The organism is Cryobacterium sp. TMS1-20-1 (assembly GCF_004402355.1).
Taxonomy (GTDB): domain Bacteria; phylum Actinomycetota; class Actinomycetes; order Actinomycetales; family Microbacteriaceae; genus Cryobacterium; species Cryobacterium levicorallinum.
In genome coordinates this window covers 14,620-36,600 of the sequence record NZ_SOGF01000057.1, presented here as the reverse complement: position 1 = coordinate 36,600, position 21,981 = coordinate 14,620, and the positions used below count along the sequence as shown (strand labels likewise).

Below are 21,981 nucleotides of genomic sequence, written 5' to 3'. Positions count from 1 at the left end.
ACCCCGTAGACGGCGAGTTTAGCCGTTCGACCTCGGAAAACCTGTGTGTGGCGGCCTACGTGCCACCGCGGAGGGCGGTGATCGGCTCGATGTTGGAGGCGCGCACGGCGGGATAGGCGCCCGCGGCGAGGCCGACGATCGTTCCGAGCAGGGCGGCGCCGATGGCGACGAACGGGTCGAGAATGGGCGTCCAGCCCTGCAACAGTGAGACGGCGACGACCGCGAAGACCCCGAGGGCCGAGCCGATCAACCCGCCGAGCAGGCCGATCACGGCCGACTCTACGATGAACTGCCGGGCAATGTCGCGCCGGGTCGCGCCGAGCGCCCGGCGCAGGCCGATCTCGCCGACCCGCTCCATTACCGAGAGCAGGGTGACGTTAGCGATGCCGAGGCCGCCGGCGAGCAGCGCAAGAATGCCGAGGGTGAGAAAGACGATGTTGATGTCGGCCTGAATGTTGTCCTGCAGCGATGACGCCGCGGCGGGCGCCTGCACCGTGAAATTCTCCGGAGCGCTCGGGTCGAGTGCGATCGGCGCCTGCCGCGACACCAGAGCGCCGGCACCGACCTCAATTTGCACGTGCAGTTCGGCTGGGGCGGTCAGGCCGAACTGCACGCGGGCAGTGTTCAGCGGCACGATGACGGCGTCGAGCAGGTTGGCACGACGTTCGACGCCGTCGATGATGCCGATGACCGTGTACGACACCTCACCAATGAAGATCGACGGCTGGCTGTCGACCCGGTTGATGCCGAGCGTTTCGGCGGCCCGCTCCCCGAGCACGGCCACCCGATCGCCGCGCTCGTCGTGGCCGGCGTCGAAGAAGCGTCCGGTGACGACCTGCCCGCGCACCGCGGCGAGCAGTTCAGATGAGGCAGCGATGACGGCGGGGCTCAGTGTTTGCGCGGCCGAAGGATCATTGACCGGAACGGATGTCACGGCCTGGCCGGCAACATCGACATCCGCCACGAGACCCGCGCGTTCCACCCCGGCCAGCCGATCGACCCGCTCCGGGGCATCCCACGGCAGCCGGCCGGTGGCCTGCTCAGCGCCGCTCGAATTGCGGGTCGAGGCCGGCTCGATCATGATCTGGGTCGCCGAGACCGCGTCGAACTGGTTGGAGATCTGCCCGGCGGCGGTCTGCGCGAATCCGATGGTGACCACCAGGGAGGCGATGCCGAGCACGGTACCGAGGGTCGTCATGACGAGCCGGCTGGGCCGGGCGCCGACGCCGTAGCTCGCCTCGACCAGCAGGTCCTGCACCGAGAACCGGTCGGTCCGGCGAATGACCGGCACGATGCTCGGGGTGCCGGATGGTGCGGCGACCTCTGCGGCGGCCTGTTCGTCGGCGGTAGGGCCGGGGGCAGCGGATGCGGCGGCGGTCGGGGTGCCGGTTGCGTTGGCGAGTCCGGTGGGGGTGGAAGCTGAGCCGGCGGGCTGCGATTCGGTGCGCGCTACTCCAGTGGACGCCACGTTGGCGCGGTCGACCGCGGTGGAAGCCGAGCCCGCGGGTAGGTCCGCGCTGAGGGGGCCGGGGGACTCGTCGGCGAGGGGCGCGGCGACCGCCGCGTCGACCGCGACGGTGCCTGCGGAACGGCGGCGCAGCATCCGCTTAAAGGAGAACGTCATGACAGCTCGCTCAAGCGACCGTCGGTGATGCGCACGCGGCGGTCGGCCCGATCGCTGACGGCCTGGTCGTGGGTGATGACGATGAGGGTGAGGCCGTCGGCGTGCAGCTCTTCGAACAGGTCCATGACCTCGCTACCGGTGGTTTCGTCGAGGTTTCCGGTGGGTTCGTCGGCGAGCAGCAGCTCGGGCGACGCGACCACGGCGCGCGCCACGGCGACCCGCTGGCGCTCGCCGCCGGAGAGGGTGCCGGGCAGAAAGTCCAGCCGATGATTGAGCCCCACCCGATCGAGGGCGGCTCGGGCCCGGTCTTCGCGCTCGCCGCGCGGAACTCCGCTGTAGAGCGTGGCGAGGAGTACGTTGTCGAGCACGGTGCGGTGTGGCAGCAGGTGGAAGGCCTGAAAGACGAAGCCGATGGTGCCGCCGCGCACGATGGCGCGCTGCTTTTCGTCGAGCAGGCTGGTAGAGGTGCCGTCGAGGTGGTATTCGCCGACGCTCGGCCGGTCGAGCAGTCCGAGCAGGTTGAGCATGGTGGACTTGCCGGATCCGCTCGGACCGACGATCGACAGGTAGTCGCCGCGTTCAACCCGCAGGTTGACCGATTTGAGCGCCTGCACCTCGGGCGGGCCGGGAAACGACCTCGTGACGTTGACCAGTTCGACGACCGGGGCCGCGATCACCGGCCCACCACGACGAGATCCCCGACCGCCAGCGAGCCGTCGACGGCCGTGATCTCAACGAATCCTTCGGCGGCGAGCCCGGTGGTGACCTCGACCAGCACGGTTTCCGCGCCCTCGCCGGGGTCGAATTCGACCCGGGATTCGCCGCCGGGACCGGCGGTGAGCGCGGCGAGCGGAACGGCGAGCACCTCGCCCTCGGTGGAGCTGACCGGGATGCGCACGCGCACGTTACTGCCCTGCACGGCCTGGATCTGCTCGTCGGTGAGCGCGTCGGGGGCGAACAGAACGGTGAAGCGGTCGCTAGCTGGTGCACTACTTGTTGCTGCGCCGCTGGCCGGTTCGGCTGGCAGGATCGAGGTGATCGTGGCGCCCTGGTCGCCGTCGGGCAGGGCGAGAATGGCCGGGGCCCCGACTTCAAGCAGGGCGGCGTCGCTGGCGGTCGCCGATCCGGAGATGACCAGGGTCGCGCCCGAAACCCGCATGACTGGTCCGGTGATGCTCGATCCGCGTTTCACGCTGATCTCGTCGACCCGGCGGGGCAGTCCCGGCAGGTAGAGCACTTCGCCGGCGGGCAGGTAGGCCAGCGCACCGTCGCGCGCGTCGCTCAGGGTCTCCCCGGCGCGGGTCAGCTCGGCCTTGGCCGCGGTAACGGCGGCCGTCTCCGCGCTTGAGTCCCGCGGGGCCAGGGCCTGGACTCGGCGCGCGACGGCCAGGGTGACGGCCTCGGCGGCATCCGCTATCTCATTAGGGGTGCCGTCGGCCCGGGCAGAAGCGAGCGCCCGCTCGGCGCTGCGCACAAGGTTGCCCTGCTCGACCACGTCGACGTTGGACGCCGCGCCCTGGGCGGTGGCGAGTGCGTTATTGGCGCTGTCAACGGATGCCTGCGCGCTCGAGACGCCGGCTTCGGCGCCGCTCACCGCGCTGGCGACCTCGGAGCCGCCGGTGGGGGCCGGGTAGCCGACCTTGGCGTAGAGCGCGGTGACCGCGCTCGCGGTCTGGGCGTCGAACACGTCGGAGTCGAGCGCACCGGCATCGATTCCGGCCACGCTTAGACCCTGCTTGAGCTGCAGCACGTCGGGGCCGGACACTCCGACCCGCAGGGTGCGGTAGACCGGCAGGTCGCCCGGCAACACGATCACCGGGCGGCCGGTGACCTCGAGCGCGATCGACGCGGTGTCGAAGATTGCGGCGACCTCGGGCACCTGCCCGGTGACGATGGGTGGCCCGGCGAGTTCGCCGGTTTCGATGCTCACTTCGACTGAGTCGGCGTAGGTCGCGTCGCCGCGCATGGTGACGTCGTTGGCGAGCGTGCGGTTTTCTATGGGAACGGTGATGAGTCCGGCGGCCGGAGCATCGGCATCCGCTGCCGCCTGCCCGGGCGAGACGATCAGCTGGCCGAGTCCGAGGCCGGCCACGAGGGCGACAATGGCGACGGTGGCCATGACCCAGATCACCCGGTTGCCGACGAACAGCCGACGCCAGCCCTGGCTGCGCGAGTGGGGTTTCGGCGCGACCGATTCGGCGGCGGGCGCCAACTCGTCGGGCGCGCTCGTTCGTCGACCGAACCGGCGCGACACCTACTTGCCTTGCTCGGTGTCTGCGATGAGCGCGTCCAGCTCGGACTTGTGATCAATGATGAACTGCTCTTCGAGGTCATACTGCACACTCATCGAGGCGTCGGTGTAGTCAATCTCTTCGGCGCAGGTGAAGTCGGCCATGGCGACGGCGAGTTCCTTGTCGCGCATCTCGGCGAGCACCACCTCATCGGGGCCGGCGCCGGTTTGGTTTTCGTAGAGCTCACTCTGCGCGGTCGAAATCGACTCCTGCGCGTCCGCCTTCTTGGTGAAGGTTGCATAGCCGGCGTCGGCCATGCACGCTGCCCACTCGGAATCGAGCTTCACGAGCGTGGGAGAGGACTGGGCTGCTTCGTACATGGCGCTCATCGCTTCATAGAGGGCTGCATGTTCGTCCTGTGAGGGCTGGTCGCCGTTGATCTCGTGACTGGCGAAACCCTGGCAGCCCGACGTCTCCCAGCTGTACTCGTAAGAACCGTCCTCGCCCATCTCTTCCTCGGTGGGCGGCACGCCATAGAGCACCTCGTAGTACGCGGCTTGCTCGCCCTCGGAGAGGCTCGTGACGTAGTCCTGGTTCGGGTCGACGAACTCTTGGCTCTGCTCCTGCTGCTCGGCGATCTGCTCCGGCGATTGGCTCATGCCGTAACCGTTTTCGGCGACCCACTTCTCGGTGCCATATTCTTCGCCGTCGTCGGCGCTCATCATGCCGCTGTACTGCGAGTTGTCGACCGGAACGTAGTCGAAGCCCTCGTCAGCCATGCAGGTCGCAGTCAGTTCTTCCTGCTCGTTCTGCTGCGCCAACATGGAGTCTTCGTCGTAGCCCTCGTTCATCACCGACATGTACTTGGTCAGCGGGCTCTCGGCCGGGTCGAGCTTGGCTCCCGCCTGGTCAGAGCTGCACCCAGCGAGCGTCAATGAGAGCAGTGTAGTAGCGGCGATGGCCGTGAGCAGCGAGCGTTGGCGCATGAATTTCCCCTTTTAATACGATGGCGACGATGCCCGTTTCCCCATAAGGTACCGCATTGCTGTGGCCGCTTGGGGGTGAACGCCGCTTTGCAGCAGTACAAGAACCATACCGCTCGGTCTGTTTTGTACGCAAAGTCAGGGAAGGGATGGCGAGCTGCGTACGGAGTGCAGGCTGGGCCAGCTGTGGGCGAACGGATGCTGCGGTGCGGGCGGGTGCGGCGGCATCCGTTCGCGCAACGTGGGTTTTCGGGCGCAGCCGACCTCGAGCGTTTGGGAGCTACCCCGCGGGGGCCGCCGGGTCATCGCCGCGGGTCCACGCGATGGCAATGAGCTGGCGCAGCACGTCGAGGGTCTTGCCGTCGTCGCGGCGGCGGGCAGGCGTTGCCGCGTCGAGGAAATCCTCGACGGAGGTTTCGGTGGGTTGCGTCTTGTTTGCGGCCAAGGCCTCAGTTTTGCGCGTGCAGGCCTCTTCTGCTGCCGGACCGAAACTCGACTCGTCGATCTCGGCGCGTGCGCCACACAGCCGCGGCGTGCTTCGGGCGGATATGGTGGGCAGCAAGGAGTCGCCTCCCGGTTACACGTGATTGGAAACAGCACCATGGCCCAAAATCCCAAACAGAGCAACAAGGTTGCCCGAGCGGCAAGCTCAGGCATGCGGAACGCACGGTTCAGCGCTGAAGCGGATACCGCCGCGGCAAGAGCCCGCGCCCTGAGGGCCAGCCACCTGGAGAAAAAGAAGCCCGGCAAGTAGCTTTGCGGGTCAGCTGCTGCCGCGCAGGTAGGCCAGCTGCGCGCGAACGGATGCCTCGGCGGCGAACCGCACCGCGGCATCCGTTTGGGCGTAGACCACGTCGGTAACCTGAGCTGTGCTCGCATCGTCGCCAAGCTCTCGCAGGGCGGCACGCACCTGGTCGAGACGCTCGCGCCGGTGGGCGAGGTAGGTGTCGCAGCTGGCGGCGAGGTCGGGCAGCACCGGGCCGTGAGCCGGCAGCACAATAACCGGGCCGAGCGCGCGCAGACATTCGAGTGAGGCGAGGTAGTCGGCGAGGGTGCCGTCGATGATGGAGGTTCCGCGGCCGAGAATGGTGTCGCCGGTGAGCACCGAGCCGGTCGGGCCGTCGTCCGGCAGGTGCAGGCAGACGGAATCGTCGGTGTGCCCGGGGGTGTGCACGATGTGGATGCTGGTGCCGCCAGCGTCGATCAGTTCACCGTCGACGAGGGGGTCGCCGCCCAGGCAATACGCCGGATCGAACGCCCGCACCGGGGCTCCGGTCAGTTCGGCGAACCGTGCGCTCGCGGCCGTGTGGTCGGCGTGCCGATGGGTCACGAGCACGAGTGTGACCCGCCCAGCCGCGGCGAGGGCAGCGAGGTGGCCATCGTCGAGGGGACCGGGGTCAACCACGACGATGTCGGTCGTGCCGGGCGCGGCAATGAGGTACGAATTGGTGCCGTCGAGGGTCATCGGTCCCGCGTTCGGAGCGAGCAGGCTGCGGGTGAATGGGCTCGTGCGCTGCGGTTGTGCGTCGTGGTCGGGCATAGCTCGCAGCTTAGTGTCGGTGTCGGTGTCGGTGCCGATGTCGGGGGTCGGCGTTAGGGTGGGGGAACCCGATCGATGAGGACGACGCGATGACGCGAGATGCACAGACCGGCCCGGTTCCCATCGGGGATGGTGCGAGCCCGGCTGCGCCTCTCGGGGTGGCCGCGACGGTGGTGTTGCTGCGTGACGGTGCCGAGGGGCCCGAGGTGTTGCTGCTCGAACGTCCGCGCCATCGCGGGTCGTTTGCCGGTGCCTGGGTGTTTCCCGGTGGTGGCGTTGATCCGGAGGACCGATTACTAACGGATGCCGCGGATATAGCGGACGTCGCGGCGTCGGGTGGCAGCGCAGCGACCGCCGCCGAGGGTGCCGAGGGTATGATCATCGGCGCGGATGCTGGTGATTCTGCTGATTCGGACGACCCTATCGCCCCGGCGCCAGCCGAGGCAGCCGAGGCCGTCGAACAGCTCGCCGCCCGCCGGGCCGCCGTGCGCGAGGTGCGGGAGGAGACCGGGCTTACGGTGTCGCCGGATGCGCTCGTCTCGACCGCGCTGTGGATTCCGCCCCCGATCGCGCCGAAGCGCATGCGCACCTGGTTTTACCTCACGGCGGCACCGGCCGGCATCATTGTGCTCGCCGAAGATGAGGTCATCGACTACGCCTGGCTTCGGCCCGCGATCGCGCTGGAGCGGCACGCATCCGCTGTGATGACGCTCGTGGCACCGACCTGGGTGACGCTGCACGGGCTGCAGGGGTTCGAGTCGGTGGCCGCGATCGTGGCGCATTTCACCGGGCGTGGGTTGGCGCACTACGAGACCCGACTCGGAGCGAGCGAGCGTGGGCAAGTGCTGTTCTGGGCGGGCGATGTGGCCTACGACGACCAGGCCCACATCGAGCAGGAAGGGGGCCGGCATCGGCTGGAGATCGGCCAGGTCCCGTGGGTGTACACGGCGAGCGATCGGGCGTAACGCCTCAGCCGCTCGTCTGGCCGCTCGATTTGAGCGCTTGCTGAACGGAACGCTCGGACGCCCGGGTAAGGCGCCCGGGTCAGGCGGCCGGGCCGACGGGGATCAGCGACGGCACGCGGCAGTTCTGGCCTCCGACGAAGTTCAAGCACTCGTCGAACACGACGGAGAACGGTACGAATGCGGAATCTCCGAACCAGGCGTTGTAGAACAGCCAGAAATTGAGGTTGCCGTAGGTCGAGCAGGCATCGCCCTCGTCACCAGCGTTTTGCACGGCCACCGGGTTGGGCTGGTAAGGCGTGTAGTTGTACAGGTTAGCCGTGGCCTGGTTTTCGATGGCGACTGGGGTTGAACCGCACTCGGCGTTGGGGTTGAAACCCACGTCGACCGTGCCGACTTTGAATGCCCGGTCGGGTTCCTGGGTGTACTGCCGAAACTGCCAGGCCGCGTTGTAGACCTGGTTGAAGAACCCGAAGTACTGGGCGTCGCAGTCGGCGGTGTCCGGGCACCCGTAGCCGGTGGCGCGCAGGTAGCCCGATTCGCTCGGCCGGGTCAGCAGGGACTGCTCCTTTTGCAGCAGCACCAGCAGCACCTCGGGGCTGATCGTGCAGGCCGCCGCAATCTTCGCGATAATGCGGGCGGCGGTCTCGTTCGCGCCGCCGGTATAGGGCAGGCAGTGCCCGGCGCCCTTGGCCGGTTGGCTGGTCGTCGTCTCGCGGTACTCCCAGAGGCACGGCACGCCGTCGCTCGGGGCGCAGGAGCGGTCTTCGAGAAAATCCTGGATCTCGCTCTCGGTGAGGGCATCCGGGGTGAAGAAGTTGTAGTCGCTGATGATGAGGCCGGGGTCGAACGGAGCGGGTTCCGTCACCGCGGTCGGCAGCGGGGCTGCGGTAACCGGTGGCGTCGGAGAGGTGACCAGGGTCGCCAGCAGCCCCAGCAGAGCTACGCCGGTCGCCAAAATGCGCAGTCGGCGAGGGGGCAGCGCAAATGTGCTCATACCAAAACCCTAACCGCGGGCGGCCAGCTCGCGGCACTCAGGACGGAAGCGGGCACTCGTTCCCAGGGGTGCCAGCGTCTCGCACGAGTGCCGCGAGGCGCTGCTCAGTGCGGGTCAGGCCGTCGGGGCGGGGATGACCACCATGGGCGACTGGATGTTCAGCACGATCGAGTGACTCACGGAGCCGAGCAGCAATTTCGACAGGCCTGTGAAGCCGTGGTCGCCGACGACCAGCAGCGCCGCCCCGCGGGCTGCGTCGAGCAGCACCGACTGGGCCGGGCCGCGCACCAGCGACGGACGGATGCGCACCATCGGGTAGCGGGCGGCGACGATACGCAGCGACTCGTCCAGGATGCGCCGGTGCGAGGTCTCCAGGGTCTCCAGAAGCCGGGCGTCAGGTTCGGTCGTGTCGCGCCAGACCAGCGGTTCCTGCCAGGCATGGATCGCGATGAGGTCTTCGCCGGAACGCTCGGCTTCGGCCGCCGCGAATTCGATGGCGGCGTTGGAAGCAGCCGAACCGTCGACGCCGACCACAACGCCGGTGTGCCCGGTGTTGAACGGCACAGCGCTGTCGCCCTCCGGAATGATCGCGACGGGTCCGTTGGCCGAACCGGCCAGGCGTGCCCCCAACGACCATTCGTAGCGCAGGGTCGACCCGCGGCGACGGTGGGTTCCGACGACGACGAGGGTGTCCGTTCCGCTCAGCGCGCGCAGTTCGAAGATCGGGTCTCCGGAGAGCAATTCGGAGTGCACCGTCAGCGCCGGGTACTTCGCGCTGACCCGCTCCGCATCATCGCTGAGTACCTCGCGGGCGCGTGCTGTCGTGGACTCCAGCGCGAAATAGTCCGCCGACGACACCGTGCGATCGAGCACCTGTACCAGCGTGAGGTCCCCGCCGGTTGCACGGGCCAGCGACCAGTTCAGGGCCGCTCGGGCCGGCTCCGTTCCGTCCCAGGCAACCACCATCTTGGCGGTAGTGAGCGTGTCAGTCATGAGCCCAACCCTTTCTGCGGTGCTGGGCCGTGAGTGGATGCTCGGGTGACCGTCGCCGACTTCTACTTTTCAGGTTAGCCACGGCGATCATCCCCAAGTAGGGCCGAAAGTCACGAGATTAGCGACGACATCCGCTCAGCACGGTACGCAACGCCGGTAGATTTCGGGACACGTCGCGATTGGGGCGGAGCCAGATCGGGCAGGGAGCCGAACCATTTCCGCACGCCTCGGCCGGGGCCAGGCCACGCCCGATCGCCTCCGCGACGAGACGGGTGTTGCCGTACATCGATTCGTAGACGATCAGGGCGCGCATGAAACCTCCCCGGGAAACGTTGTTAGCGGGCGATGACGACCTTGAGGGCCTTAGTTTCGGCGGCGCGAGCAAAGGTGTCGTAGGCCTCGAGGAACTGGTCGAAGTTGAAGTGGTGCGTGGCCAGTTTCTCCGCCGGCAGCTTCTTGCTCGCGACGAGCTTGAGCAGCATCTTCGTGGTGTTGGCGTTGACCAGCCCCATGCTGATGTTGATGTTCTGAATCCAGAGGTTCTCCAGGTGCAGGTCGACCGGCTTGCCGTGCACGCCGACGTTGGCGACGTTGCCGCCCGGGCGCACGATTTCGGTGGCCATGGTGAAGGTCTGCGGAATGCCGACGGCCTCGATGGCCACGTCGACGCCGGCGCCGTCGGTGAGGGCCAGAACCTGCTCCTTCCAGTCGGCGGCACCGGAGACGACCGTGTCGGTCGCGCCAAAGGAGCGGGCCTGCTCGAGGCGGTTCTCGTCGAGGTCGATCGCGATGATGGTCGCGGCGCCGTACAGGCCCGCGGTCGCGATGGCGGCGAGGCCGACCGGGCCGGCACCGATCACGGCGACGACATCGCCGGGCTTGACCCGGCCGTACTGCACGCCGATCTCGAAACCGGTCGGCAGGATGTCGCTGAGCATGACGCCCTGGTCGTCGCTGACGCCGTCCGGCAGCTTGTGCAGGGAATTGTCGGCGTAGGGAACGCGCACGAACTCGGCCTGGGTGCCGTCGATGAGGTGGCCGAAGACCCAGCCGATGCCGGAGGCACCCTCATCGCCGAGACAGTGCGAGTAGAGCCCGTTGCTGCAGTTGCTGCAGTGGCCGCAGCTCTTGATGCAGGAGATGATGACCCGGTCGCCGACCTTCAGGTTGCTGACGGCTGAACCGACCTCGGTGATTGTGCCGACGCCCTCATGGCCGAGGATGCGGCCGACCGTGACGGCGGGAACGTCTCCCTTGAGAATGTGCAGGTCGGTGCCGCAGATTGTGGTGGTGTCCACGCGCACGATCGCATCGGTCGGGCTGTGCAGCGTCGGATCCGGAACGTCGGTCCAGCTCTTCAGGCCGGGGCCGCCATAGACAAGTGCCTTCACGGGGTATCTCCTTGGTTCGTGGGCGGGCAAACGACCCGTCAGAGCCACGCTAGTTCTGGAGCTCCTGCGCCCAACAGGGCCGAAAGTCCCGTTGGGAAAAACCCACCTAATCGGGACTTCCGGCCCTTCTATTATTCTGCGCGCACTGGGAGGATGAGGCGTAGGTGGTGCACTGCACCGCTGTGACCTGAGCTATCAGAAGAGGTAGAGCAATGAACCGGATGATTGTGGTTGGCATTGATGATTCTGCCGCCGGCGAGACCGCCCTCGCGTGGGCCATGCAGCGAGCCGAGAACGTGAAGAGCCCGGTGACCCTCATGCACACCGTGTACGAAACCTGGCTGGCCGATGGCTACGGCTACTACGATTCCATTCTCGACGCCGAGAAGAAGCTGCTCACCGACGCCGGCACCCGCGCCGCCGCCCTGGCCCCCACCGTCACCACCCACACCGAGTTGCGCACCGGCAGCGCGCCGCGCGTACTCAGCGAGTTGTCCAAGGAAGCCGAGCTCATCGTGGTCGGCACTGATCGAAAGGGCCGGGTCGAGGGCGAACTGTTCGGCAGCGTGAGCCTGCAGATTGCCGCGCTCGCCACCTGCCCCGTCGCCGTCATCCCCTCCCTGCCCGAAATTGAGCGCTCGGGCGTGTACGTCGGCGTGGATGGCTCAGCCGATTCCGTGGCGGCCGTCGCGTTCGCCGCCGCCGAGGCCGACCGCACCGGCCAGGAGCTCTACGCCCTGTACGCGGTGCACCTGCCGAACCGCCGCGTGCTGCGCAGCATCCCGGCAGACGCCGTGACCGAGCGCATGGAAGAGGAACGCATTGTGCTTGCCGAGTCCGTGGCCGGCCTGACCGCACGTTACCCCGACCTCACCGTGCACCAGGTTCTGGAGACCGATGAGTCGCCGGCCCGGGCGCTTGTCGCTGCCGCCAGGCGCGCCCAACTTCTCGTGGTCGGCAGCCGTGGCCGCGGGTCGCTGACCCGTCTGCTGATGGGATCGGTCAGCCACGAGGTGCTGCTGCACATCACCTGCCCGACAATTGTGACGAGAACCACCCACAAGTAAGATCACCTCCCACCAAACCGTGCCAAGGTAAGAGCACAGATCGCTGACTGGGTGGGGGGGAACACGGTGTCGGATCAGAGTATCGCCGAATTGGCGCTCACCCAGGACCGCATGCGTGGCCTGCTCGATGCCGTCGTGTCGGTTGCTGAGGACCTCAGCCTCGAAGCGGTGCTCGAGCGTGTGGTGACCGCGGCCTGCCAGCTAGTGCAGGCCCGGTACGGTGCCCTCGGAGTGATCGGCAGTGGTCCCGTCCTGAGCCACTTCGTCACCGTCGGTTTCGATGAGGAAACCGTTCACCGGATCGGGGCGCTGCCGACCGGCCACGGCGTCCTCGGCCTGCTCATTCGCGAACCGCGCCCGATCCGGCTGCACGATCTGCACGAGCACGCCGACTCCTTCGGGTTTCCGGCCCATCACCCGCCGATGAAGTCGTTCCTCGGCGTTCCGGTTCGGGTGCGCGACACGGTGTTCGGCAATCTCTACCTCACCGAAAAAGAAGGCGGCGGCGACTTCACCGACGAAGATCAGGAACTGGCCGTCGCGCTCGCCGCGGCCGCCGGCGTGACGATCGAAAACGCCCGTCTCTACGACGAAGCCCGCCGCCGCAGCCGCTGGTTGGAGGCGGTCGCGGCGATGGGCCGCGACCTGCTGCGCCCGGACGACGGTGACGAGAACAACGGCCTCGATCTGGTGGTGCAGCGCGTCCTCTTCGCTTCCGGTGCCGAATTGGCCGTGATCGGGTTTCCCACCGACGACAGCCTGTACTGTGCGGCCGCTGCCGGCGTGGACGCCTCGGCCGAAGTCGCCGCCCGCCTGGTCGGCGGCACGGTACTGCTGCGCCCCGGCACGCTCGACGAACTGCACGACACCGGTGCGTCCTCAGCCCTCGGCAATCCGCCTATTCTGAGACAGGATGCAGCGTCCCCGGCCTCCGCGGCGCAGTGGTCGCTCCTGGGTCCCACACTGGTGGCCGCACTGGGGCCGGCCGGCGACGGGCAGGGCGTGATTCTGCTGTCGCGAGCACCGGCATCCGCTGCCTATAGCCGCACCGATGTGGAGATGAGCGCGGTGTTCGGCACCCAGGTATCGCTCGCGCTCGAGCTGGCCACGGTGCACCGGATGCGCGAGGAGCAGGCGGTGCTCGGCGACCGCGACCGGATCGCGCGCGACCTGCACGACCTCGTCATTCAGCGGCTGTTCGCCGCCGGGCTGAGCATGCAGAGCCTGCGCCGGTTCACGAACGATCCGGTTGCGCTGGACCGCATCAACGCGGTGACGACCGAGCTCGATGAGACCATTCGTGAACTGCGTGACACGATCTATTCCCTGCGCGGAATGGCTCAGGACACCGGCACGCTGAGCAGTCGCATTCTCGCCGTGATCAAGGAGGGCGCGCAGGGTCTGCCGTTCGCCCCGCGTATCCGCCTATCCGGGCCGATTGACGGACCGCTCGCCGATGACCTCAGCGGCAGCCTGCTCGCTGTGATCTCGGAGGGGCTGAGCAATGCTGCTCGCCACGCGCAGGCGACCAGCATTGACATTTCGGTGGACGCCCAGGACGAGCGGATCAAGCTCGTCATCGCCGACAACGGCATCGGTTTCAGCAAGCCGGCGCGGCGCAGCGGCCTGGACAACCTCAAGGAACGCGCGGCGCTGCTCGACGGTAAATTCTCGGTGCGCAGCACCCTCGGCGAGGGAACCCGGCTGCGCTGGTCTGTGCCGGTGCCGGAAATTACAGTCGGTGTTCGTCTCCACGTTTCGCAACGAACACGGCAGCCTGGGTTCGGCGCTGAAAGTCCAGCTTCGCGAGCATCGACGACACGTAGTTCTTGACGGTCTTCTCCGCCAAAAACATGGTCTGGCCGATTTCGCGATTGGTCAGCCCCGCGCCGATGAGGTCGAGCACCTTGCGTTCCTGCGCGGTGAGCGTGGCGAGCCGGGCATCTTGCGGGTCGGCCAGGCCGGCGATGATGCCCGCCTTGATCGCCGGGTCGAAGAGGGATTCGCCCGCCGCCGCGCGCCGAATCTTGCCGAGCAGGTCGGTGCTGCGAATCTCCTTGAGCAGATAGCCGGCCGCGCCGGCCAGAACCGCACCGCGCAGCGCCTGCTCGTCGTCGTAACTGGTGAGAATTAGGCACTGCTGGGCTTCGTCGACCGAACGCACGTCCCGGCAGACCTCGATGCCGGTGCCGTCGGGCAGACGGGCATCGAGAATGGCCACGTCGGGACGCAGCTCGAGAATGAGCGGGGTTGCCTCGGCGGCCAGGCCGCAGTCGGCCACGACCTCGAATCCTTCGCCCTCGAGCAGCTCGCGCAGTCCGCGCCGGACCAGCTCGTGATCGTCGAGAATGAAAACCCGCACGGGAGCGGCCGTGGCGGCGTTGCTGTTCATGGAGGTCCCTCTTCAATCGGCACGGATGCTGTCGGCACGGATGCTGGCCGGTGCGTATTGCTGACTGTTAAGTGTCGCGCCGGGCTGCACCCGGGGACTAGGGCCAAAGGTCCGGTCCTTTAGGAACGCACCAGACGTGCGATGGCGGCGGAAGCCTCGCGGAGCTTGGCCTCGGCTTCGGCGCCGCCAGCGACAGCGGCGTGCAGCACGCAGTGATTCAGGTGATCGTCGAGCAAGCCGAGTGCGACCGATTCGAGGGCGCTCGTCATGGCGGAGATCTGGGTGAGGATATCGATGCAGTACTTGTCGTCGGTGACCATTCCCTGCAGCCCGCGGGCCTGACCTTCGATGCGGCGCAGACGCTTGAGGTAGGCATCCTTGTTGGAGATGTAGCCGTGCGGCCCGTCGTGGGTCGACTCTGACTCGTTCATACGGTTATCCTCTGCGTCGTCGTTAGTGTCTCAGTGTACCCCCTCGGGGTATAGTAGTGCTCTGAGTACCCCCAAGGGGTATGCTCGAATGAGACCCCTTCGCGGGGAAACAGAAAGGTTCTGACCATGAACAGCACGACCACCGCCTACGGCGTTGACGGAATGACCTGCGGTCACTGCGTCGCGAGCGTGACCGAAGAGATTGCAGCTCTCGAAGGGGCTGAGAACGTCACCGTGGAACTGGTTAAGGGTGGCACCTCGCAGGTGACCGTCACGAGCGCCGCCCCGCTCGACCGTGCTCTGGTTGCCGCAGCCGTTGAGGAGGCGGGCTACCAGCTGGTGTCCGCGGCCTGATGTCGGATGGTCAACAGGTAGACCTCCTCGTCGGTGGGATGACCTGCACCTCGTGCGCTGCCCGCATCGAGAAGAAGCTCAACCGGATGCCCGGGGTCGCCGCCACGGTTAATTACGCCACCGAAAAGGCGAGCGTTTTCGTGCCGGCCGGCACGAGTGTCGACGACGCCATCAAGACGATTGAAGCCACCGGCTACACGGCCGTGCGGCCCGCAGCCGCGCCCGTAGCGGACACCGGCGACCCCGAGCTGGCCACCCTGCGCCAGCGCCTGCTCGTCTCGGCCGCGCTGACCGTGCCGGTCGCCGCCCTGTCGATGATTCCGGTGTTGCAGTTTACGAACTGGCAATGGCTGGCCCTGACCCTCGCCGCCCCGGTCGCCATCTGGGGAGCCTGGCCGTTCCACCGCGCCGCCTGGGTGAACGCCCGCCATGGCGCCGCGACCATGGATACCCTGGTCAGCGTCGGCGTGCTCGCCGCCCTCGGCTGGTCGCTCTATGCCCTGTTCTTCGGCATGGCCGGGATGGCCGGCATGACCATGAGCTTCACCTTCTCGGCCACCCCGGGAGGCGGCGCCGATGAAATCTATCTCGAGGTGGCATCCGCTGTCACGGTGTTCATTCTGGCCGGGCGCTACGCGGAGGCGCGGGCCAAACGCAACTCCGGGGCGGCGCTGCAGGCGCTGCTCGAACTCGGCGCGAAGGAAACCACGCTGCTGAAGGATGGCGTGGAGAGCCGGATCAGCACCGCGCTGCTGGTGGTCGGCGACGAGTTTGTGGTGCGGCCGGGGGAGAAGATCGCGACCGACGGCCTGATCGTGGACGGTTCGAGTGCGATTGACGCGAGCCTGCTCACCGGCGAATCGGTGCCGATCGAGGTCGGACCGGGCGTCAACGTTGTGGGGGCAACCCTGAATTCCGGCGGGCGCCTCGTGGTGCGGGCCGTCCGGGTCGGCGCTGACACCGAGCTGGCCCATATCGGCCGACTGGTGGAGCAGGCGCAGACCGGCAAGGCCGAGGTGCAGCGTCTGGCGGACCGGGTCTCCGCCGTGTTCGTGCCGATCGTGATCGGGCTCGCCCTGGCGACCCTGGCCGGCTGGCTGCTGGTCGGCGCCGGCGCGACGATGGCGTTCACCGCGGCCGTCGCGACGCTCATCATCGCCTGCCCGTGTGCCCTCGGGCTCGCCACGCCGACTGCGCTGCTCGTGGGAACCGGGCGCGGCGCGCAACTGGGCATTCTGATCAAGGGGCCGCAGGTTCTGGAATCCACCCGCCGGGTCGACACCATTGTTCTCGATAAGACCGGCACGATCACGACCGGGCGCATGACCCTGTCGAGCGTTGTGCCACACGAGTGCGGCTCTGTCGATGAGTTGCTGGCTCTGGCGGGGGCGGCGGAAAGCGGGTCGGAGCATCCGATCGCCCGCGCCATCACGGCGGGCGCGGTGTCGAAGCTCGGCCCTTTGTTGCCGTCGTCGGCGTTTCTGTCGGAGCAGGGGCTCGGGGTGCAGGCCGAGGTAGACGGCCGCCTGGTGCTGGTCGGCCGGCCCGCGTGGCTGGTTGAGCGGTGGGGGCTTAGGGTGCCGATTGAGCTGCAGGCCGTGCTGGGCACCGCCGAGGGGCTCGGCCAGACCGCCGTCATGGTGGCCTGGGAGGGCCAGGTGCGCGGCGTGCTGACCGTCGCCGACACAGTGAAGCCGACGAGCGCTGGGGCGGTCGAGCGCTTTCGGGCGCTCGGGCTGACGCCGATGCTGGTCACGGGCGACAATCTCGCGGCGGCGCAGAATGTCGCCGCCTCGGTCGGCATTACCGACGTGACCGCCGGGGTGCTGCCCGCCGACAAGGCCCGGGTGATTGCGCGGTTGCAGGCGGAGGGGCACGTGGTGGCGATGGTCGGTGACGGCGTGAATGACGCCGTCGCCCTGGCGACCGCTGACCTCGGCATTGCGATGGGCTCGGGCACCGATGTCGCGATCGAGGCGAGTGACCTCACGCTCATGCGCAGTGATCTGCTCGCCGCAGCGGATGCCATCCGTTTGTCTCGGCGCACCCTCACGACGATCAAGGCGAACCTGTTCTGGGCCTTCGCCTACAACGTCGCGGCGATTCCGCTCGCGATGGCCGGGCTGCTGAATCCGCTGATCGCCGGCGCTGCGATGGCCCTGTCTTCGGTGTTCGTGGTGACCAACAGTCTGCGGTTGCGCGGCTTCCGCGCGCTGCCGGTCGCCTGAGTATTTCCTTCCGGACCTCCTGTGTTTCCGGGTTCGGGCTTTCGGGTTTCTTGTTTTCGGGCCCGGGCCCGGTCGCTGGGCCCATGATCGATCATGGGCCCGCTTCCGCAAGGTGGGCCCGGGCGAGCGGATGCCGCCGCCGCGCCCGCAGGCTTGTGCCCTGGATACCCTCTAGGGTTTAATTTGAATGGAGACAAACGTGAAAATCATCATCGTGGGCGGCGTCGCCGGCGGAATGTCGGCGGCTACCAGGTTGCGCCGGCTCGACGAGAGCGCCGAGATCATCGTGTTCGAGCGCGGACACTACGTCTCGTTCGCGAACTGTGGCCTGCCGTATTTCGTCGGGGGAATCATCCGTAAGCGCAGTGATCTGCTGCTGCAGACCCCCGAATCTCTCGGAAGTCGTTTCGCGCTCGACGTGCGCATCGACACCGAGGTCGTGCAGATCGACCGCGTCGAACAGACCGTTTCGGTGCGTAATCTGCTCACCGGCGAAGAAAGCATCGAGAGCTACGACCGCCTCGTGCTCGCCGCCGGCGCCTCGGCGCGTTCCGGCGCGACCGACAGCACCATTCCCACCCACACGCTGCGCACGGTCGATGACGTCGACCACATCACCGCGGTGCTCGCGGGCGTCGAAACGGCATCCGCTGTGGTCATCGGCGGCGGATTCATCGGCCTCGAAGCCATCGAAAACCTCGTGCACCGCGGGGTGCAGGTGACCCTCGTGCAGCGCGGCAGCCAGATCTTCACCCCCCTCGACCCCGAAATGGCCGCGCCCGTGCTTGACCGGCTGCGCGAACGCGGCGTCGACGTGCGACTGGGCACCGTCGTGACTGGAACGTCGGGGCAGAGCGTCACGCTCAGTGACGGCACCGCCGTACCCGCCGACCTCGTGATCGACGCGAGCGGCGTGCGCCCCGACGTGACCCTCGCCGAGCAGGCTGGTCTGCGCATCGGCGAGAGCGGCGGCGTCTGGGTCGACGGCACCCAGGCCACCAGCGATCCACTCATCTTCGCGGTCGGCGACGGCGTCGAGAAAACGGATGCCGTCGACGGCTCCGGCACGCTCGTCACCATGGCCGGCCTCGCGAACCGCCACGGCCGCTCCGTCGCCGACAGCATCGCCGGCACTCCCGAGCAGGCTGAGCCGGCCGTCGGCGCCGGAATCGTCGCCATCTTCGGCCTCACCGTGGCCACCGTCGGCTGGAACGAGAAGCGCCTGATCGCCGCTGGGCGCGCCCACCGCATCGCACACACGCACCCCGCCAACCACGCCGGCTACTTCCCGGGCGCGGAGGGGATGTCGATCAAGCTGCTCATCGATGCCGCGACCGATGCAATTCTCGGCGCGCAGATCGTGGGCGGTGCGGGGGTGGACAAGCGCATCGACGTGCTCGCGGTCGCGATGGCGGCCGGGATGACGGCATCCGCTTTGACGCGTCTGGAACTCGCCTACGCGCCGCAGTATGCCTCGGCAAAAGACCCGATCAACCAGCTTGGATATGTCGCCGACAACCTCGCGCAGGGAACGAGCGTGAACCTGCAGTGGCACGAGCTGGAGGCGGCGCGGGCGGCCGGCGCTGTGCTCGTGGACGTGCGGTCGGCGGGCGAATTTGCCGCCGGCAGCATTCCGGGCGCGCTCAACGTGTCACTCGACGAGTTGCGAGCCCGACTCGCTGACCTTCCGCCGGTGCCGCTGATCGTGCACTGCCAGGTCGGTCAGCGCGGCCACACCGCCGCGCGCATTCTCACCCAGCACGGATTCGACGTGCGCAACCTCGACGGCGGCTACCGCACCTGGCTGGCCGGAACCGTCACTTCACCCATTTTGGAAAGAGCCCTCGCATGAAAGAAATCACCGTCACCGAGCTGTCCGCGCTCACCGCACCCGTTGTCATCGACGTGCGCGAACCGTGGGAGTACGAAGCCGCCCACGTTCCCGGCGTGATCCACATTCCGATGGGCGAGGTCGTCGGGCGAATCAGCGAGATTCCAGCGGATGTTCCGGTGCACGTCATCTGCGCCCTCGGCGGACGCAGCGCGCAGGTGGCGGAGTATCTGGCCGCGCACGGCCACGACGCCGTGAACATTGCCGGCGGCACCACCGCCTGGCAGCAGGCCGGTCTGGCGACCGAGCAGGGGGCCTGAGATGGACGACGTTCGCGCCGCCGAGCAGAAGAAGATCCTGAACCGGTTGCGCCGGGCGCAGGGGCAGCTGACCGCCGTCATCGCCGCGGTCGAGGGCGGCGGCAATTGCCGCGACGTCGTGACCCAACTGGCTGCCGTGTCGAGTGCCCTCGACAAGGCCGGCTTCGTCATCGTGTCGACCGCGATGCGCGACTGCATCGCGAACCCCGACAACGAGAACTCGCTGACGGTCCCCGAGCTTGAGAAGTTGTTCCTGACGCTCGCGTAGGGCGTGCGGGCGGGGTTCTGCTCGCCGGGCCCACCTGAAAAAAACGGGGCCCAAGATCTGTCCGGGGCCCCGTTTCTCGGCCCGGGCCAGAAGGGGACTCAGGCGGCGGGGGTCACTCCGAGACCGGCCAGCATCTCCGTGACGTTCGCCCGGATCTGGTCGCGGATGCGCCGCACCTCCTCGATCGGCTGGCCGGCCGGATCGACGAGCTCCCAATCGACGTAGCGTTTGCCCGGGTAGATCGGGCAGGCATCGCCGCAGCCCATGGTGATCACGACGTCCGCCGCCTGCACCACGTCGTCCGTGAGCGGCTTCGGAAATGACTCGTCGAGCGACAGGCCCAGTTCGGCCATGACCGCGACCATGGTCGGGTTCAGCTCGGGCAGGGGCATCGATCCGGCCGAACGCACGTGCACGGCACCGCCCGACAGAAAATTGGTGAACACCGCAGCCATCTGCGAGCGGCCGGCATTCTGCTCGCAGACGAACAGAACCTCGGGCACCGGTCGCTCGATCGCACCCTTGGCCTGGCCCAGCGCGTTCAGGCGCTCGCGAGCAAAGCGTGCCGTGCGGGTCGTCAAATGAGCCTTCACGCTCGACGTGCGCAGCAGCCCGGTATAAGACTCGAGCACGTAACGTTCGACGGTCTCGGCGGCGAAGATGCCCTGAAACTGCTCGGCGAGCTCACCGGCGAGGCGCTTGAGCGACTCTTCCGGGTAGGTCAGGCCGGGAAGCATTCCTAAGCCTCGACCGGCAGAATCTCGGCGAGCAGCGCCTCGATGCGCGCCTTGATCTCATCGCGAATGGGGCGCACGCTTTCGATGCCCTGGCCGGCCGGATCGTCCAGCTTCCAGTCCTCGTAACGCTTGCCCGGAAAGATCGGGCAGGCGTCGCCGCAGCCCATTGTGATGACGACGTCGGACTGCTTGACGGCCTCGGTCGTGAGGATCTTCGGCACGTTGCCGGCGATGTCGATGCCCTCTTCGGCCATCGCGGCGATCGCGACCGGGTTGATCTGATCCTTCGGCTCCGAGCCGGCCGAGAGCACCTCGACGCGGCCCTGCGACAGTGCGGTCAGAAAGCCAGCGGCCATCTGCGAGCGTCCGGCGTTGTGTACGCAGACAAACAGTACGGAGGGTTTCATTTCTAAGTTCCTTCAGTTAGACGAGGGTACGAGTGGATGCTGCGGCCGGCGCAGAGTCGGCCGCCGGCATCCGTTCGGGAAAGAGTCGCGGTTTCAGCCAGAGCGCGACGTAAACGAGCGCGACGAGCGCCGGCACTTCGATCAGCGGGCCGACGATGCCGGCGAGGGCCTGGCCGCTGAGGGCGCCGAAGGTTCCGATCGCGACGGCGATCGCAAGCTCGAAGTTGTTGCCGGCGGCGGTGAAGGCCAGCGTCGTGGTGCGTTCGTAGCTCAGGCGCAGCAGGCGCCCGGTGAGGAAACCGGCGAGGAACATCATCGCGAAGTAGACCAGCATCGGCAGTGCGATGCGGGCCACGTCGCCGGGGTGGTCGATGACCTGCTGGCCCTGCAGGGCGAACAGCATGACGATCGTGAACAGCAGTCCCCAGAGCGCGAACGGGCCGACCCGGGGCAGAAAGCGCGCCTCGTACCAGTCGCGGCCGCGGCGGGCCTCACCGATGCGGCGAGACAAATACCCGGCCAGCAGGGGAATTCCGAGGAACACCAGCACGCTCGCGGTGATCGCCCAGATCGAGAACTCGGCGCTCGTGGTGGGCAGACCGAGCCAGGCCGGCAGTACCTGCAGGTAAAACCAGCCAAGGGCACCGAACGCGACGACCTGGAACACCGAGTTCACGGCCACGAGAAATGCTGCGGCTTCGCGGTCGCCGCAGGCGAGGTCGTTCCAGATCAGCACCATGGCGATGCAGCGGGCGAGGCCGACGATGATCAGCCCGGTGCGGTATTCGGGCAGGTCGGGCAGAAAGATCCAGGCCAGGGCGAACATGAGCGCTGGACCGACCAGCCAGTTCAGCAGCAGAGAAGAGATCAGCAGGCGCTTGTCGGAGGCGACGGAACGGGCATCCGTGTAACGCACCTTGGCGAGCACCGGATACATCATGATCAGTAACCCGATGGCGATCGGCACGCTGATCGAGCCGATCGTGAACGCGTGCAGCAGATCGCCGACGGCCGGAACGAACACGGCGAGCAGCAGGCCGAGGCCCATGGCGGCGAGGATCCAGACTGGCAACAGCCGGTCCATCGCGCCGAGTCGGGTGGGGGCAGGTGCCGTAATGCTCACGAATCTCCAAGTCTTGACGACAGCGATTCGCGGTAACATTGATCGTTGTCGATGTCCACGCTAGATCAATACATTGACCAATGTCAATCTAAGGAGGATCTG

Annotated in this window: 23 protein-coding genes; 8 read left to right on the top strand and 15 right to left on the bottom strand. The window is 67.4% G+C overall.

Features of this window, described 5'->3' with window-relative positions:
• Nucleotides 1-55: 55 nt before the first annotated feature.
• The 6 genes from E3O45_RS14620 to E3O45_RS14595 all read right to left on the bottom strand — a co-directional run bounded on the left by E3O45_RS14620 (nucleotide 56) and on the right by E3O45_RS14595 (nucleotide 6,378).
• A complete protein-coding gene (locus E3O45_RS14620) occupies nucleotides 56-1,624 on the bottom strand; it encodes an ABC transporter permease (RefSeq protein WP_370450382.1) in 1,569 nt (522 codons plus the stop codon).
• Nucleotides 1,621-2,301 (bottom strand): ABC transporter ATP-binding protein, encoded by a 681-nt coding sequence (locus E3O45_RS14615; RefSeq protein WP_134444069.1) that lies wholly within the window; start codon nucleotides 2,299-2,301, stop codon nucleotides 1,621-1,623. The genes E3O45_RS14620 and E3O45_RS14615 overlap by 4 nt, the downstream gene beginning before the upstream one ends.
• Nucleotides 2,298-3,878: a hypothetical protein gene (locus tag E3O45_RS14610; RefSeq protein ID WP_241985380.1), complete on the bottom strand. Its 1,581-nt coding sequence runs from the start codon at nucleotides 3,876-3,878 to the stop codon at nucleotides 2,298-2,300. Before E3O45_RS14610 ends, E3O45_RS14615 begins: the two co-directional genes overlap by 4 nt.
• Nucleotides 3,879-4,841, bottom strand: a complete 963-nt coding sequence (locus E3O45_RS14605) for a hypothetical protein (protein WP_134444067.1) — start codon at nucleotides 4,839-4,841, stop codon at nucleotides 3,879-3,881.
• Nucleotides 4,842-5,118: 277 nt separating this feature from the next.
• Nucleotides 5,119-5,400 (bottom strand): hypothetical protein, encoded by a 282-nt coding sequence (locus E3O45_RS14600; protein ID WP_134444066.1) that lies wholly within the window; start codon nucleotides 5,398-5,400, stop codon nucleotides 5,119-5,121.
• 201 nt (nucleotides 5,401-5,601) lie between these two features.
• Nucleotides 5,602-6,378, bottom strand: a complete 777-nt coding sequence (locus tag E3O45_RS14595) for an MBL fold metallo-hydrolase (RefSeq protein ID WP_134444064.1) — start codon at nucleotides 6,376-6,378, stop codon at nucleotides 5,602-5,604.
• An 89-nt stretch (nucleotides 6,379-6,467) separates the two neighbouring features.
• Between E3O45_RS14595 and E3O45_RS14590 the strand changes: the two genes are divergently transcribed.
• A complete protein-coding gene (locus E3O45_RS14590; RefSeq protein ID WP_134444063.1) occupies nucleotides 6,468-7,343 on the top strand; it encodes an NUDIX hydrolase in 876 nt (291 codons plus the stop codon).
• A gap of 79 nt (nucleotides 7,344-7,422) precedes the next feature.
• On the opposite strand, the gene E3O45_RS14585 is transcribed toward E3O45_RS14590, so the two are convergent.
• From E3O45_RS14585 to E3O45_RS14570, 4 genes are all read right to left on the bottom strand, one after another.
• Complete coding sequence (locus E3O45_RS14585; RefSeq protein ID WP_134444061.1) at nucleotides 7,423-8,337, bottom strand: hypothetical protein; 915 nt, start codon at nucleotides 8,335-8,337, stop codon at nucleotides 7,423-7,425.
• Nucleotides 8,338-8,451: 114 nt separating this feature from the next.
• On the bottom strand, nucleotides 8,452-9,330 hold the full coding sequence (locus E3O45_RS14580; RefSeq protein ID WP_134444059.1) for a universal stress protein: 879 nt from the start codon (nucleotides 9,328-9,330) through the stop codon (nucleotides 8,452-8,454).
• 118 nt (nucleotides 9,331-9,448) lie between these two features.
• On the bottom strand, nucleotides 9,449-9,643 hold the full coding sequence (locus E3O45_RS17820) for a hypothetical protein (RefSeq protein WP_198418274.1): 195 nt from the start codon (nucleotides 9,641-9,643) through the stop codon (nucleotides 9,449-9,451).
• 22 nt (nucleotides 9,644-9,665) lie between these two features.
• Entirely contained in the window at nucleotides 9,666-10,721 is a 1,056-nt protein-coding gene (locus E3O45_RS14570) for a zinc-dependent alcohol dehydrogenase family protein (protein ID WP_134444057.1), read from the bottom strand.
• Between the two features lie 212 nt (nucleotides 10,722-10,933).
• Between E3O45_RS14570 and E3O45_RS14565 the strand changes: the two genes are divergently transcribed.
• Together E3O45_RS14565 and E3O45_RS14560 are read left to right on the top strand one after the other, a co-directional pair.
• Nucleotides 10,934-11,788, top strand: coding sequence for a universal stress protein (locus E3O45_RS14565; protein ID WP_134444055.1), 855 nt, complete (start codon nucleotides 10,934-10,936; stop codon nucleotides 11,786-11,788).
• A gap of 66 nt (nucleotides 11,789-11,854) precedes the next feature.
• Complete coding sequence (locus tag E3O45_RS14560; protein ID WP_241985379.1) at nucleotides 11,855-13,621, top strand: GAF domain-containing sensor histidine kinase; 1,767 nt, start codon at nucleotides 11,855-11,857, stop codon at nucleotides 13,619-13,621.
• Here the strand turns inward: E3O45_RS14560 and E3O45_RS14555 are convergent.
• Entirely contained in the window at nucleotides 13,521-14,180 is a 660-nt protein-coding gene (locus E3O45_RS14555; RefSeq protein ID WP_092448320.1) for a response regulator transcription factor, read from the bottom strand. The two genes, E3O45_RS14560 and E3O45_RS14555, sit on opposite strands and share 101 nt — an antisense overlap.
• A gap of 119 nt (nucleotides 14,181-14,299) precedes the next feature.
• Entirely contained in the window at nucleotides 14,300-14,611 is a 312-nt protein-coding gene (locus tag E3O45_RS14550; protein ID WP_104131557.1) for a metal-sensitive transcriptional regulator, read from the bottom strand.
• A 126-nt stretch (nucleotides 14,612-14,737) separates the two neighbouring features.
• Between E3O45_RS14550 and E3O45_RS14545 the strand changes: the two genes are divergently transcribed.
• The 5 genes from E3O45_RS14545 (at nucleotide 14,738) to E3O45_RS14525 (ending at nucleotide 19,612) form a co-directional block, all read left to right on the top strand.
• Complete coding sequence (locus E3O45_RS14545) at nucleotides 14,738-14,965, top strand: heavy-metal-associated domain-containing protein (protein ID WP_092448318.1); 228 nt, start codon at nucleotides 14,738-14,740, stop codon at nucleotides 14,963-14,965.
• 38 nt (nucleotides 14,966-15,003) lie between these two features.
• Nucleotides 15,004-17,193: a cation-translocating P-type ATPase gene (locus E3O45_RS14540; protein WP_241985378.1), complete on the top strand. Its 2,190-nt coding sequence runs from the start codon at nucleotides 15,004-15,006 to the stop codon at nucleotides 17,191-17,193.
• 199 nt (nucleotides 17,194-17,392) lie between these two features.
• Complete coding sequence (locus E3O45_RS14535) at nucleotides 17,393-19,045, top strand: FAD-dependent oxidoreductase (protein WP_134444052.1); 1,653 nt, start codon at nucleotides 17,393-17,395, stop codon at nucleotides 19,043-19,045.
• Nucleotides 19,042-19,344, top strand: coding sequence for a rhodanese-like domain-containing protein (locus tag E3O45_RS14530; RefSeq protein ID WP_134444051.1), 303 nt, complete (start codon nucleotides 19,042-19,044; stop codon nucleotides 19,342-19,344). The genes E3O45_RS14535 and E3O45_RS14530 overlap by 4 nt, the downstream gene beginning before the upstream one ends.
• Before the next feature lies 1 nt (nucleotide 19,345).
• Nucleotides 19,346-19,612 (top strand): metal-sensitive transcriptional regulator, encoded by a 267-nt coding sequence (locus tag E3O45_RS14525; RefSeq protein ID WP_105033762.1) that lies wholly within the window; start codon nucleotides 19,346-19,348, stop codon nucleotides 19,610-19,612.
• 98 nt (nucleotides 19,613-19,710) lie between these two features.
• Here E3O45_RS14525 and E3O45_RS14520 read toward each other — a convergent pair whose 3' ends face one another.
• The 3 genes from E3O45_RS14520 to arsB are packed head-to-tail and all read right to left on the bottom strand — an operon-like array spanning nucleotide 19,711 to nucleotide 21,840.
• Nucleotides 19,711-20,349, bottom strand: coding sequence for an arsenate reductase ArsC (locus tag E3O45_RS14520; RefSeq protein ID WP_134444049.1), 639 nt, complete (start codon nucleotides 20,347-20,349; stop codon nucleotides 19,711-19,713).
• 2 nt (nucleotides 20,350-20,351) lie between these two features.
• Nucleotides 20,352-20,756, bottom strand: a complete 405-nt coding sequence (locus E3O45_RS14515) for an arsenate reductase ArsC (RefSeq protein ID WP_104131561.1) — start codon at nucleotides 20,754-20,756, stop codon at nucleotides 20,352-20,354.
• A 16-nt stretch (nucleotides 20,757-20,772) separates the two neighbouring features.
• Complete coding sequence (arsB, locus tag E3O45_RS14510; protein ID WP_198414315.1) at nucleotides 20,773-21,840, bottom strand: ACR3 family arsenite efflux transporter; 1,068 nt, start codon at nucleotides 21,838-21,840, stop codon at nucleotides 20,773-20,775.
• Nucleotides 21,841-21,981: the final 141 nt, after the last annotated feature.